The 12050-nt window shown below is 38.1% G+C and carries 15 protein-coding genes; 13 read left to right on the top strand and 2 right to left on the bottom strand.

All coding sequences use genetic code 11. From position 1 onward, the window contains the following. Window positions 1-136 precede the first annotated feature (136 nt). The 11 genes from H0Z36_RS09630 to H0Z36_RS09580 all read left to right on the top strand — a co-directional run bounded on the left by H0Z36_RS09630 (window position 137) and on the right by H0Z36_RS09580 (window position 8100). Window positions 137-874, top strand: a complete 738-nt coding sequence (locus H0Z36_RS09630) for a hypothetical protein (RefSeq protein ID WP_296865844.1) — start codon at window positions 137-139, stop codon at window positions 872-874. Window positions 875-906: 32 nt separating this feature from the next. After that, window positions 907-1866 carry a glycosyltransferase gene (locus H0Z36_RS09625; RefSeq protein WP_296865842.1) on the top strand — a complete coding sequence of 320 codons (960 nt, stop codon included), beginning with the start codon at window positions 907-909 and terminating at the stop codon, window positions 1864-1866. A 76-nt stretch (window positions 1867-1942) separates the two neighbouring features. Next, window positions 1943-3238 (top strand): glycosyltransferase, encoded by a 1296-nt coding sequence (locus tag H0Z36_RS09620; protein WP_296865840.1) that lies wholly within the window; start codon window positions 1943-1945, stop codon window positions 3236-3238. 3 nt (window positions 3239-3241) lie between these two features. Continuing rightward, entirely contained in the window at window positions 3242-3934 is a 693-nt protein-coding gene (locus H0Z36_RS09615; protein WP_296865838.1) for a glycosyltransferase, read from the top strand. Window positions 3935-4059: 125 nt separating this feature from the next. Further along, complete coding sequence (locus tag H0Z36_RS09610) at window positions 4060-4635, top strand: hypothetical protein (protein ID WP_296865836.1); 576 nt, start codon at window positions 4060-4062, stop codon at window positions 4633-4635. 71 nt (window positions 4636-4706) lie between these two features. Beyond that, window positions 4707-4925: a hypothetical protein gene (locus H0Z36_RS09605; RefSeq protein WP_296865834.1), complete on the top strand. Its 219-nt coding sequence runs from the start codon at window positions 4707-4709 to the stop codon at window positions 4923-4925. A gap of 48 nt (window positions 4926-4973) precedes the next feature. Next, window positions 4974-5837: a patatin-like phospholipase family protein gene (locus H0Z36_RS09600; RefSeq protein WP_296865832.1), complete on the top strand. Its 864-nt coding sequence runs from the start codon at window positions 4974-4976 to the stop codon at window positions 5835-5837. An 86-nt stretch (window positions 5838-5923) separates the two neighbouring features. After that, the gene (locus H0Z36_RS09595) at window positions 5924-6085 is read left to right on the top strand and encodes a ribbon-helix-helix protein, CopG family (RefSeq protein ID WP_296865830.1); all 162 of its coding nucleotides are present in this window, start codon (window positions 5924-5926) and stop codon (window positions 6083-6085) included. Between the two features lie 225 nt (window positions 6086-6310). Next, entirely contained in the window at window positions 6311-6691 is a 381-nt protein-coding gene (locus H0Z36_RS09590) for a GntR family transcriptional regulator (RefSeq protein WP_296865829.1), read from the top strand. After that, on the top strand, window positions 6678-7373 hold the full coding sequence (locus H0Z36_RS09585) for an ABC transporter ATP-binding protein (protein ID WP_296865827.1): 696 nt from the start codon (window positions 6678-6680) through the stop codon (window positions 7371-7373). The genes H0Z36_RS09590 and H0Z36_RS09585 overlap by 14 nt, the downstream gene beginning before the upstream one ends. Continuing rightward, on the top strand, window positions 7363-8100 hold the full coding sequence (locus H0Z36_RS09580) for a hypothetical protein (RefSeq protein ID WP_296865825.1): 738 nt from the start codon (window positions 7363-7365) through the stop codon (window positions 8098-8100). The genes H0Z36_RS09585 and H0Z36_RS09580 overlap by 11 nt, the downstream gene beginning before the upstream one ends. A gap of 155 nt (window positions 8101-8255) precedes the next feature. On the opposite strand, the gene H0Z36_RS09575 is transcribed toward H0Z36_RS09580, so the two are convergent. After that, complete coding sequence (locus H0Z36_RS09575) at window positions 8256-8909, bottom strand: hypothetical protein (protein ID WP_296865824.1); 654 nt, start codon at window positions 8907-8909, stop codon at window positions 8256-8258. Window positions 8910-8952: 43 nt separating this feature from the next. Further along, window positions 8953-9537, bottom strand: a complete 585-nt coding sequence (locus H0Z36_RS09570; protein WP_296865823.1) for an aminodeoxychorismate/anthranilate synthase component II — start codon at window positions 9535-9537, stop codon at window positions 8953-8955. A gap of 169 nt (window positions 9538-9706) precedes the next feature. Between H0Z36_RS09570 and pabB the strand changes: the two genes are divergently transcribed. Both pabB and H0Z36_RS09560 read left to right on the top strand, forming a co-directional pair. Beyond that, complete coding sequence (gene pabB, locus H0Z36_RS09565) at window positions 9707-11086, top strand: aminodeoxychorismate synthase component I (protein WP_296865822.1); 1380 nt, start codon at window positions 9707-9709, stop codon at window positions 11084-11086. Further along, window positions 11070-11888 (top strand): aminotransferase class IV, encoded by an 819-nt coding sequence (locus H0Z36_RS09560; protein WP_296865821.1) that lies wholly within the window; start codon window positions 11070-11072, stop codon window positions 11886-11888. Before pabB ends, H0Z36_RS09560 begins: the two co-directional genes overlap by 17 nt. The last annotated feature ends 162 nt before the right edge of the window (window positions 11889-12050 follow it).

Raw genomic sequence — 12050 nt, 5'->3', positions numbered from 1 at the left:
CGACCCAATGCTTTTTATTTTCCTCCTACCCCAACATTTATTGTAGAACCTTTATTTTTTTAAAGGAAAATCATAGCTTAAAGGGTTATTTAATATAAATATTTTAATACCTCATAGCTTAAGGCAGGGACAGCAAATGGATCGAGAACTTACTATATGGACACCTGTTATCATGTGCAAACTTGATGAAGCACGTTATCTGGTTTTAGAAAGAAGTTATGAAATTAAGTCTGCCTTCAGTCGGATAGAATATTTAAAATCACGATTGAAGGAATGTAAAGCAGAAATACAGGGAAGGAACCTGGAGGTTCTTATAGTAATTGATATTTTGTCCTTGGGAGAAGAGAATTCAGGCAAGATTGGACTTAAGACCTGGGAAGAAAAAATAAATGACCAAATTCCTCTAAGTGAAATGGGATATTATGATAAGCTGGACAGCAGAGAGGTTGAATGTCATGTTAAAGTCCTGAGGATTCCTGTACAGGGCGGAATAGAGAATGGAGAATTAAAGGTTATAGTAGAGGTTGAATACTCAGCTTTTATAACCTCCTATCAGGAAGTATATCTCAATATCGGGCAGGATATGAGCAATATAAATTACGGTTTAGAAGAAGCTGAGAAGGTCCTTAAAGAAAAGATGGCCAAAATAGAAGGGGAAAATCACCTTTTGCGCCAGAAGCTGTTTTTATATGAACAGGATATCTTGAGTTTAAAAAAAGGAATAAAAAAAGCAGAAAAAAGAAATCTGGAGTTGCGATCTGAACTTAATTATTATAAGAGCCTCCTGCTGCAAAACCGCCCGGATATATCGACATCTGATACTTCTCTAAATTTAGGCCGCCGCATTAAAAAGCTTTTTTCTGCGGAACAATAGAAACATTTTTGCCATATTATAGTATATAACCTGTGAAATTAATAGAGGGAGTTATTTTGCGACTGCTTTTTGTTAATGTTGCTCCTCTGATTAAATACGGGATCGGGGCAGCTTTTGCCGATTTAGGCCATGAGGTGAAAATGGTTTTTTTAGATCGAGAGGATTCTCTTTTACCTCACATAAAAGAATTTAAGCCGGATTATATTTTTAATGATGGCGGTATTAACCGAATGCATAAATTATTTCCGCTGCTTGAAGAACTTAATATTCCTCATATGTATTGGGCGATTGAAGACCCGGTAGCCTTCGATTATTTATCCCTTTCTTATGCTGAAAAATCTTCGCATGTCTTTACCCCGTGTATAGAAAGTATAGAACAATATAAAAAACACGGAATTGATGCTTATCTGTTAATGTTTGGCTGTCATCCTTCGTTTCACCGTCAGGGAGAAAAGAAAAAAGAATTCGCCCATGATATTATTTTTATCGGCAACAATTATGATTATCATCCTGCCCGGCTAAAAGGTATAAGCGATATTATAAAGGCTTTAGTGGATAATAACTATGATATAAAAATATACGGCAACGAATGGTGGCTGGATACTTCACGACCTTATTATATAACTCCCGAATATTATGGAGGGATAATGCCTTACGAGAAACTTCCTTCAGCCTGTGCGAGTGCCAAAATAGTTATCGGTCTTCATTCGGTAGATAATTCTCGGACTATGATGAGTATGCGCACTTTTGAAGTTTTGGGATGCGGTGGGTTTTATCTTACCCAGTGGACTCCCGCCGTTGAGAATTTTTTTAAAAATCACTATCATCTGGTATGGACTAAAAGCTCAGAAGAGACTTTTTCTTTGGTGAATTGGTATCTGAATCATCCGGAAGAAAGGGAAAAAATTGCCCGCCGGGGACAAGAGGAGGTTTATAGAAAACATAACTATCATGTACGTATTCTGGAAGTTTTGAGCCAGACCGGATGGTAGGAAGGCACCTATTTAGGGTTAAAAGCATATGATAATAAGACCGCTTTTGAGAAATCGAAGGGTAGGGGGATATTTAATGGCCGATATCAGTTGTATATTGTACCCGCCAACTTTAGATTACTATTATCTAGTGCAGAGACCGCAGCAGCTAATGCAAAGCTTTGCCAGGCTTGGAATAACTTCTTTTTATTTAAACAATCCAAGTCCGCAGAGTCAGGCAGTTCGAGGCATAGATAATGTAATGCCTAACCTGTATTTGTTTAACAATGTTAATCCTGAACCATATTTGAAAAAAGTAAGACCGGTAGTATATTACACTTCAGCTGCTCAAGCCGATTTAATATGGCGGTACAATCCAAGTTTAGTCATTTTTGACAGTGTGGATGAACCGAGTGATGAATTTGCTCCCTGGCTTCCTTATTATGAAAAGGCAGTTAAAACAGCCGATATAGTTCTAACTACTTCGGATAAACTTTATTCAAAAGCGCGGGAGATTAATCCTTCCACTTATCTGATACCTAATGGGTGCGATTTTGAACATTTTTCCAGGACTGATTTGCCTGTTCCACAGGATATAGCTGGTATACCAAGACCGATTATAGGTTATATTGGAGTAATAGCCAGCTGGCTGGATTTAGAGCTCATTGAGAAGCTGGCAAATGCTTTTCCAAAATGTAATATAGTTATGTTAGGACCTCTCTATAATGTCACCCAGGTTCCTGAGCGTCCCAATATCCACTGGCTGGGCTATAAGGATTATAATGATCTGCCTGCGTATGCCCAGATGTTTGATGTGGGTATAGTCCCGTTCAAGGTTACCGGTATGGTGGAGGCAGTAAATCCTATAAAAATGTGGGAGTATATGGCTGTGGGAATGCCTATTGTTTCTGTTTCCATACCTGAAGCTGAAAAATATCCGGAATTAGTTTATACGGCAGCCAATCATGAGGAATTTATAGAAAATGTAATCAAAGCGCTTAATGAGAATGATCTGGAAAAAAGGAGCAGGAGACTTTTGACTGCCCGGGAAAATTCTTGGATATTAAGAGCCCAGGAGATAATAAATATAGTTGAAGCTAAGTTAGCCATGAAGAATGTGGATTTAAAAACTGGTGAAGATGAACTGAATAGTGCGGTATTAAACGAAGAGATGATTAAAGCTCCTCCTCATAATGAAAATTATTTTACCGGCGCAGTTTATGAGTTAACTGGTGCTTTTAGTAAATTTAAAGTAGGACGCAGGTTGGCAATAGACCTTAGGAGCTTAAAACACATTTTTAAAGGTAAAAGAAAAACTGGTTTTAAAGTGTCCGATATTAAGATAAATATAATAAGTTGTCCATCCTTCTGTTTTAAAACGGGGCGGGGTTAGATAATGTCTAGAGCAAAAGTAATGATAGGATGCCCGGTGCGCAACCGGGCCTGGATTTTGCCAGAGTATCTTAAAGCTCTGGAAAATTTGGATTATCCTCATGAATATAGAGAATATTGTTTTATAATTAACAATTCTACTGACAGGACAGAGCAGATTTTACAGGAGTTTGCTGTTACCTCCCTTTCTAAGGTTAAATTAATCGTATGCAATTTAGAAAAACCGAGAGGGCATAGGAGAGGGGAATACAGCTTTAAGCATTTGTCCTATTTGCGCAATCTTTTACTTGAGCATTTCATGAATTCTGACTGTCTTTATCTTTTTTCCGTAGATAGCGACATTATCGTTCCACCTAATGCCTTAGCTACTTTGATTGAAGATGGATATGATATAGTTTCTGCTCTGGTAGGCAATGGGCATTATTTGGGAGATGATCAGGTTTTTAACATATTACGGGAACAGACTCCCGGCAGATATGTGCATATAAAGGAATTTCCGCAAAATAAGCCGTTTCCGGTAGATTGCACGGGGGCGGCTTATTTAATTCACAGGCGGGTGATAAAAGAATATAAAGTAAGATATTCGGCAGAAAGAGGGGCAGAGGATATAGGATTTTGCGAAAAGGCGCGCCTTCAGGGGATAAAAGTATATTGTGATCCCAGGGTAAGGTGTCTTCATATTATGCAGGAAAAATAAAAATTATTTTTCATTAAAGTAACACTTTGTTTTCGGATTTCATAGTATATCCTAGAAATTCAACTTAAAGCTATTAGAAAAAACTGCGTAAAGCAGAAAGGAAGATAATGAGGAGGGGAAAGTACATGAGTCGTGAAGGGCTTAAATGTGAATTTCCGGAAGGTTGTATGCTTGATCTTTGGGCAAGAGTTATAAAGGCTAAGTATGTGGCAAGACAAGTGCAGATTTTAGACACCAGCTTTTGCGTGCCGGAAGAACAGGTTGGCGGGAAAGTATGTGGAGTTGAAGACATCAAGGTAAAGGTTATTAATGCAACATCAGAGATCTTATTCCATCGTGTAAGGCTGGTAGTAGACTATGAAGTAATAATGTTTGTCCTTGTAGATGGCGAATATCAGATTATAACCGTAAGTGACAGATATGAACAAAATATTGATTTACAGGAGTTTGATCCTCCCTTGACCTTGGAGGAATTCAGGGAAGAAATTGAACAGTCTGAAGTTATCCTAAAGAACTGGGCATTTGATTTTGAAATTAAAGGCAACTGCGAAGACCCCAGCAATCCCTGCAATCTTACCACTCCAATAGTTGGAACCTGCATAGGACTTAAAGTATATGTCGATATAATTAATAAATTGGGCAAAATGCATGATGTAATAGTATATGGAGAAATTGAACCTGAAGATTATATTATCAAATAAAGGGGGGATAGGTTTGTGCCCGGCAAATAATGCCGGGCAATTATTAATAACAAGGTAAAGGAGGCGAAAGTTTGCCAACAATAAAAATAAGCCGGGAACAAAAAAACAACATGCGAATGAATTTGGAAGAAGTTGTAGGTATGCATAAAGAGCTGGAAAAGAAAATTTCGGTATTCAGTGAACATACAGAACCTGAAGAATACCGCAAATTTTGGCAGGAGCTTTTAGAAAATAACCGAAGTACCGTGCGAAAAATAACCAATTTTATGGTCAGAAAGTGCAACCGCTGAATTTAGAGCTTAAGGCAGGTGCCTTAAAAGATAGGGGAAAAGGAGAAAATGAAAAAACTGGGCGTAGCCCTAGGGGGAGGCGGCCTTAAAGGCTTGGCCCATATAGGAGTATTGCAGATTTTACATGAAAATAATATTCCGGTTTCTTTTATTTCCGGAACCAGCGCTGGTAGCATAATAGCTGCACTTTTTGCTGTCGGAATGTCGCCTTATGCCATGGAAAAATTAGTTTTGGGACTTAAGGCGGGAGATTATGTAGATTATGATTTGGCCGGGTTTTTTAAGTATATTTTTTCTCTTTACATTCCGGGATATAAGGTGCCTTTAAAAGGTTTTATAAAGGGTAAACGGATTGAAAGGATGATATATAAATTAACTGGCGGGAAAAAGCTTAATGATGTGCTTGTGCCTATAGCTATAATTGCCTGTGATATAGATACCGGCAGAGAAATTATCTTTACCAATCAGGAAATAGAGGGTTTAGATAAAAATACGATTATAGTGCGGGATGCTTACTTAAGTGAGGCTGTAAGAGCAAGCATTTCAATTCCTGTAACCTTTGTTCCGGCAAGATTTAAGGATATGCAGCTGGTAGATGGAGGGATTAAAGAGATAATTCCGGCTGAAGCTGTAAGCAAGATGGGAGCTGAATATGTTTTATCGGTAAATTTAGGTTGGACGGTTTATAACAGGCAGGTTAAGAATCTTGACGAAATAGTAAAGAGGACTTTAAGCATTTTAATATATGAAACCTCTGGAGACACTCTGGATTATTATTCTGATTTAATCCTTTCTCCTCCAGTTCCAGAAGTGAATTTAAAAGCTATAGAAAAAGCTTATGAGATAATTCGCATAGGAAGAAAATCCATGAAAAAGAGCCTTGACGATCTTAAAAAGGGACTTAACAGCTAAAGGAGGGAACAGAAAAAGTCTCATTTACATATAATATTCACAAAGCATCGATTTAGCCGGGGGATATAGGCAGAGGGGAGGTTAAAATGGCCACGGATAAATTTGAACATGCTACTTTTTACTTGACTAAAAAACAGGTTGAGGATATAAAGCGCATAGCTAGAGAAAAACAGATTTCGCGCAGTGCACTTGTACGAATGATAATAAGAGAATATATAAACCATGAGGAGAATGATAAAAATAAATAATAAAAAAAGGCGGTGAAGCCGCCTTTTTAATTTGGTACGGTTCCGAAATTTAAAACTATTTCATCTTCGAAATACTTTTTAATTTGGGGACGGTTCTGAAGTTTAAAAGTATTTCATTTTCGAAATAATTTTTAACCGATTACCTCAAGTTAAAATTGACTTTAGGTTATAGAAATATTATAATATTAGTGCACTAGATAAATAGTGCATTAAGGAGGTAGACGGATGGATTTTGATTCGGGAAGGCCTATATATATGCAGATTATTGAGGATTTCAAAAAGAGGATGATTAGAGGAGAACTTACAAAAGGGGATAAGATTCCTTCCCAACGGGAATATGCGCAGAGTGCCCACATTAATCCTAATACAGTCCAGCGGGCTTATAGGGAGATGGAGTATATGGGCTTGGTAGAAACGATAAGGGGACAAGGGACTTTTGTAAGTGTAAGTGATGAAACGATTGTAAAGCTTAAAAAGGAAATGGTGGAAAGGTTAGTTGTTGATTTTATATCAGATATGAAGGAATTAGGTTTTACTTTTAAAGAAATAGAAGAGATGATAAAGGAGATGCTTGAAAAGGGAGGATTTTTTAATGATAGAGTTTAATCAGGTGGTAAAAAGATATGGAAAAGTTACTGCATTAGACGGGGTTACAGTGACTTTTCCAAAAGGGAAAATAATAGGCCTTTTTGGACCCAACGGAGCGGGCAAGTCTACCAGCCTTAAAATGATAGCTGGTCTTAGCCGCCCGCAGAGTGGAACGGTTGTGGTCGATGGGAAAAATCCGCAGGAGGTTAAGGATAAAATAGCATACCTTCCTGAAATTGACTATTTGTATCCCTGGATGACAGTTAAGAAGGCAGCTGATTTTGTAAAAACATTTTACAGTGACTGGGATGATGATAAGTATAAAGAATTGTTGGCTTTTTTGAATTTAGGCGAAGATATGAAAATAAACAAGATATCCAAAGGGCAAAGGGCTAAAGTTAAACTTCTCTTAGCTACCTCTAGAAAAGCTCCGTATCTTTTACTGGATGAGCCGCTTTCAGGGATTGATATTTTGACCCGGGAAGAAATAATAAATACCCTTATCCGCGATTACCGCGAGGGAGAGCAGACAATAATAATTTCCACCCATGAAATAGCAGAAGTAGAAAACCTGGTGGAAGAGGTGATTTTTATTGCTAGAGGTAGAATTCTGCTTAAGCAGAATGCGGAAGAATTGAGATTGAATGAAGGGAAGTCTTTAACAGAAATGATGAAGGAGTTGTTTAGAGATGCCAATTAATAAGCTTAGTGTGCTTGTGAATTTATATAAAAAAGAAATGAGACAGCTTTCTTTAGATATTGCATTTACCCTGGGTGCAGTTTTGGTGAGTGTTATTATAATAATAACCTCTGATAAATCACCAGCGGCTGTCCTTCCTTTTATTATGGTGGCAGGATTGGCTGGACTTATACCGGTAGTATCTTCTATTAGGATTTTGAGCGGGGAATGGAACAATAATACTATTTATCTTATGCTTTCTCTGCCAATAAAAGGACAGATGGTGCTGGGGGCCAAGCTTTTAGCTTTAATTACCCATTATATAATTGGAACAGGGACAGTTATAATAAGCAGCATTTTGCTTATGTTTTTTTGGATTCCGGATTTTACAGCAATAATAACCAGTCGTTTTGGTTATGTTCCATGGGATTGGTTTTTAGGGGTTTACATTTTAACAGTGGCACTCTTTGTATTTATAGCCAGTTTAAGTTTTTTGGCACAGGTTTTAGGGCATTTGTTTTCTAGGTTTACTGGCTGGGCTATTACAATTATATTTATCTTTTTATGGTGGCTTATCAGTAAATTTAATCACTGGATGGGAAATTTTTTCTCGGTATGGCAATTTGATTTTGAACCTGCTATGACGGCGGCTAATTTGTTATCCTGGTCTATTTTCGGTACTTTAGTTGAAGCATTAATAGTTTTTGCGATTGCAGTTATAGTATATAACCGAAAAATAGAGATATAAGCGGGATTTTTCCCGCTTATATTATGGCTATAACCGTTAAAATTTATTTCGAATGGAAATACTTTTAAACTTCGGAACCGTCCCCAAATTGAAATCTGCTTCGATTCGAAATAGATTTAAAATCGAGAACCGTCCCCAGGTCACAGGTTAAAAAGTTAGTCTTGGAGCATGCGGGCAGCAAAGTCGATTTCTAAACCTAAGAGGGCACCGCTGAAAAAGAGCTTGTGGAAGAAGTCGTAGTGCCTTTTTTTGGTTAAAAGTCCTTTTATGTTGAGTTCTCCAGTAATAAAAGGCTCAATATGTTCTTTATAAAAGGCATCAAAAATTTTTCCCGGCATTTTGCGAACTCCGATGTTATATTGTTTCATAACCTTGTCAGTCCTTAGGATACGGCTGGCCCATTCTTTTTCGACTTTAGTCATATCAATTTTTGCAAAACCTTTTTCCCGGGCAGGTTCGGCTACCAGGAAGAGGTGAACCATAAGTCCTAAAGCTGCCGTTTGTTCCAGCTTAAGGCGAACAGCCGCTTTTTTTTCATCAGATAAAGGTTTGTCTTTTTTTCTTTTGAGGTATCTGACCGGATAGCACATATAAAGCTTTACTTGTTTAAATTCATCTTGTTCAGCATCATCCATAAGCACGTCTATATAGTTGTTAAAAATTTTTTCGGTTTTGAGGCATACTGCTTGGACTGTCTGACGCAGTTTCATATATTTTTCGGTGAAAAAGAAGTTTTTAGGATTAGTGACTTTTTGGCACATTTCTTGATAGATTACTTCCATTGCTTCGAATTTTTCGTTAAATTGCATTTCTCATTTCCTTTCTACAAGTTTTAGTTTGATGATATGAGTTTCAAGGGTTTTTGCTTTTTTTATAATTAACAATAAAATTATTAAGCAGCTGATGTCCGCATTCCGACAAGATGGATTCCGGATGGAACTGGACTCCTTCTATAGGTAGGGTTTTATGGCGGATGGCCATAATTTCTCCTTCTTCAGTTTTGGCTGTTACTGTAAGATCTGGCGGAACAGTCCCCGGGTCTATCACCAGTGAATGATAGCGGACCACCGTCAAGGGATTGGGCAGATCTTTGAAAACCCCATTTTCATCATGGTAAACGGGGGAAGTTTTGCCATGCATTTGCCGCCAGTTTACGATAATTTTAGCTCCAAAGACCTGAGCAATGGCCTGATGCCCCAAACATATGCCGAGAATAGGGATTTTCCCTGCAAAATGTCTTATAGCATCGAGGCTTATCCCGGATTCATCAGGAGTGCAAGGACCTGGAGAAATGAATATATAATCAGGATTGAGTTTTTTGATTTCTTCAATGTTTATTTCATCATTACGACTTACAGTTACTTCCTGATTAAGCTCCTGTAGATATTGAACCAGGTTGTAGGTAAATGAATCATAATTGTCAATCATGAGGATCATAAAAAATTTTCCCTCCTTCACTACTTGTAAGATACTATAAAAAACAATATAATTGTAGTGAAAATTAAAGAAAGTATCAATGGACGCTAATAGCTGGGATGCGAACCAGCACATACTTAGTATGTGCTGGTTTTTATTTTGTAGAGCTTTTTAAAAAGGAGGAATATTTTTGTATATCTATAAGCTTAACTTTAAACAAGATTTATGGCGGCTTTATGCCGGTCTTAAAAGTAAAAACAGCGTTTTTTTAGACAGCAGTCTTAAAGGAGAAGATGTCAGCCGTTATTCTATTATGGGTTATAAGCCCCGGATGATGATGAGAAGTAAAGGAGAGGTTATAGAATACAGGGATAAAAAAGGCTGGCATAAAGTAAAAGGGAATCCACTGGCTTTCTTAGATAAGATTTTGGCTTCCGGGCGGGAATATGAGGCGAAAAATTGCCCATTTCCTTTTTGTGGAGGGTTGATAGGCTATATTTCTTATGATATGAAAAATATGATTGAAAGGCTGCCGGCAAAAAATCAGGATGAAATCGGGGTCTATGACCAGTACTGGGGAGTTTATGATACCTTTGTAGTTCAGGATCATGCCGATGAAAGCCTTTATCTGGTAAGCTATGACAGGGAAGAGGCTAAGGAAGCCGCTGAAGAATTGGAATATTTGGCTTTCAGCCGGGAAAATCCTTTTGCCGAAGGTGCTTATATCGGCGAATTTAAGTCTAACTTTTCGCGCGATGAATATATAGATGCGGTGCAAAAGGTGCGATGGTATATAAGGCAGGGGGATATTTACCAGGTAAATTTAAGCCAGCGCTTTAAATTTGAAGTTAAAGGCAACACTCGCTATATTTATGATGTTATAAGAAGAATAAGTCCGGCTCCATTTGCCGCTTTTTTAGGCTATGAGGAGTTTGATGTTCTTTCTATATCTCCGGAGAGGTTTATTCTGGTAGAAGGAGATTATATAGAAACCAGACCTATAAAAGGAACCCGGCCTAGGGGAAGAAATCCGAAAGAAGATCAGGCTTTAAGGGAGGAGCTGGCAAACAGCATAAAAGACAAGGCTGAACTTCTGATGATAGTTGATTTAGAGCGCAACGACTTAGGGCGTATAAGCCGTCCGGGAACCGTCCGGGTGCCAGAGCTTTTCCGAATAAAGGATTATGCTACAATATTCCATTTAGATTCCATTGTAACCGGAAGGCTGAAGTCGGGGATAACCTATGAAGAAATTATAAGAGCAACTTTCCCGGGGGGTTCTATAACAGGTGCCCCTAAAATAAGGTCTATGGAAATAATCGAGGAGTTGGAACCTGTTTGCCGGGGAGTTTACACCGGATCTATTGGATATATAGATTACCGTGGAAACTGTGACCTTAATATAGCTATAAGGACTGCGGTGATAAAGGACGGATGGGGATATTACCAGGCAGGCGGTGGACTTACCATAGATTCTGATCCTGAAATGGAATATGAAGAGACCTGGCATAAGACTAAATCGCTGGTTTTGACCAGGGAGGAGGTAAATAAGAGTGTTTGTTTGGTTTGATGGGTCGGTAATGCCGGAAAAGGAAGCCTTAATAAACATTAATTCGGAGGCTTTCCGTTACGGACAAGGGTTTTTTACTACTACCAGGATAGAAAAAGGAGTGCCTTTATGGATAGAAGAGCATATAGAAAGGCTTGAAGAATCTTTGGAAAGATTTTCTCTTCCCCTTTTTGTTCCTGAACCTGTTTTAAAGGCAGCCATGGTTTGGCCATTTATGAACGGGGTAAATGAAGGGCTTTTGCGGATAATAGCTTTTAAAGAAGAAAAAAAGACTAAAGTTTATATCAGCGGACAAAGTTTAAGGCTAGAGGAAACAGCCCCGGTTAAAATAGGATTAGCTTCTTTTTCCCGCCACTCCAGCCAGCCTTTATTACAGGTAAAAAACCTTAATTACTGGGAAAATATTTTGGCACATGAAGAAGCTAGTAAAAAAGGATGGTACGATGCTCTTTTTTTGAATGAGAGGAAAGAGGTATGTGAGACTAGCCGATGTAATATTTTCTGGGCCGAAAAAGAAACCCTCTATACTCCACATCCAGATTGCGGACTTCTGCCAGGGATAGCAAGGAAAAAAGTTTTAGGTATAGCGGAAAGGCTTGGTATTGCTGTAAAAACTGGATTTTTTGAAACAGAACATTTGAGAGAAGCAGATGAGGTTTTTTTAACCAACAGTTTAAGAGGTATAGTGTCGGTAAAATGGCTGGAAGAAAAGGAGTATAAGGGCACAGGAGGAATGACCTGTCTGCTTGCAGATGAGTTTAAAAAAGAAATAGATGGTTATATTGAAAAAGCTTCAAAATAAAAAAATATCAGACATCACTCTAACCGTCCAAGTGATGTCTGATTTCGGGGGGGGAATTAGAAAGTGTATATGGTTCACTTGCATGTGGGGAAAAGCCACTGCAAACCCTACACTTGCTATTGTAATTACTTTCACAATAGATGTCAATAAAAAATAAACCAT

Origin of the sequence: Thermosyntropha sp., from assembly GCF_017656155.1 — a bacterium.
Lineage (GTDB): Bacteria > Bacillota > Syntrophomonadia > Syntrophomonadales > Syntrophomonadaceae > Thermosyntropha.
Note: the sequence above shows the minus strand (reverse complement) of the source record. Positions and strands in the feature narration are given on the sequence as shown.

Excerpts from the sequence above, each read along its gene's own strand:
- H0Z36_RS09630 (WP_296865844.1), top strand. The coding sequence starts at position 137 with ATGGATCGAGAACTTACTATATGGACACCTGTTATCATGTGCAAACTT.
- H0Z36_RS09620 (WP_296865840.1), top strand. The coding sequence starts at position 1,943 with ATGGCCGATATCAGTTGTATATTGTACCCGCCAACTTTAGATTACTAT.
- H0Z36_RS09615 (WP_296865838.1), top strand. The coding sequence starts at position 3,242 with ATGTCTAGAGCAAAAGTAATGATAGGATGCCCGGTGCGCAACCGGGCC.
- H0Z36_RS09610 (WP_296865836.1), top strand. The coding sequence starts at position 4,060 with ATGAGTCGTGAAGGGCTTAAATGTGAATTTCCGGAAGGTTGTATGCTT.
- H0Z36_RS09600 (WP_296865832.1), top strand. The coding sequence starts at position 4,974 with ATGAAAAAACTGGGCGTAGCCCTAGGGGGAGGCGGCCTTAAAGGCTTG.
- H0Z36_RS09595 (WP_296865830.1), top strand. The coding sequence starts at position 5,924 with ATGGCCACGGATAAATTTGAACATGCTACTTTTTACTTGACTAAAAAA.
- H0Z36_RS09590 (WP_296865829.1), top strand. The coding sequence starts at position 6,311 with ATGGATTTTGATTCGGGAAGGCCTATATATATGCAGATTATTGAGGAT.
- H0Z36_RS09585 (WP_296865827.1), top strand. The coding sequence starts at position 6,678 with ATGATAGAGTTTAATCAGGTGGTAAAAAGATATGGAAAAGTTACTGCA.
- H0Z36_RS09580 (WP_296865825.1), top strand. The coding sequence starts at position 7,363 with ATGCCAATTAATAAGCTTAGTGTGCTTGTGAATTTATATAAAAAAGAA.
- H0Z36_RS09575 (WP_296865824.1), bottom strand. The coding sequence starts at position 8,909 with ATGCAATTTAACGAAAAATTCGAAGCAATGGAAGTAATCTATCAAGAA.
- H0Z36_RS09570 (WP_296865823.1), bottom strand. The coding sequence starts at position 9,537 with ATGATCCTCATGATTGACAATTATGATTCATTTACCTACAACCTGGTT.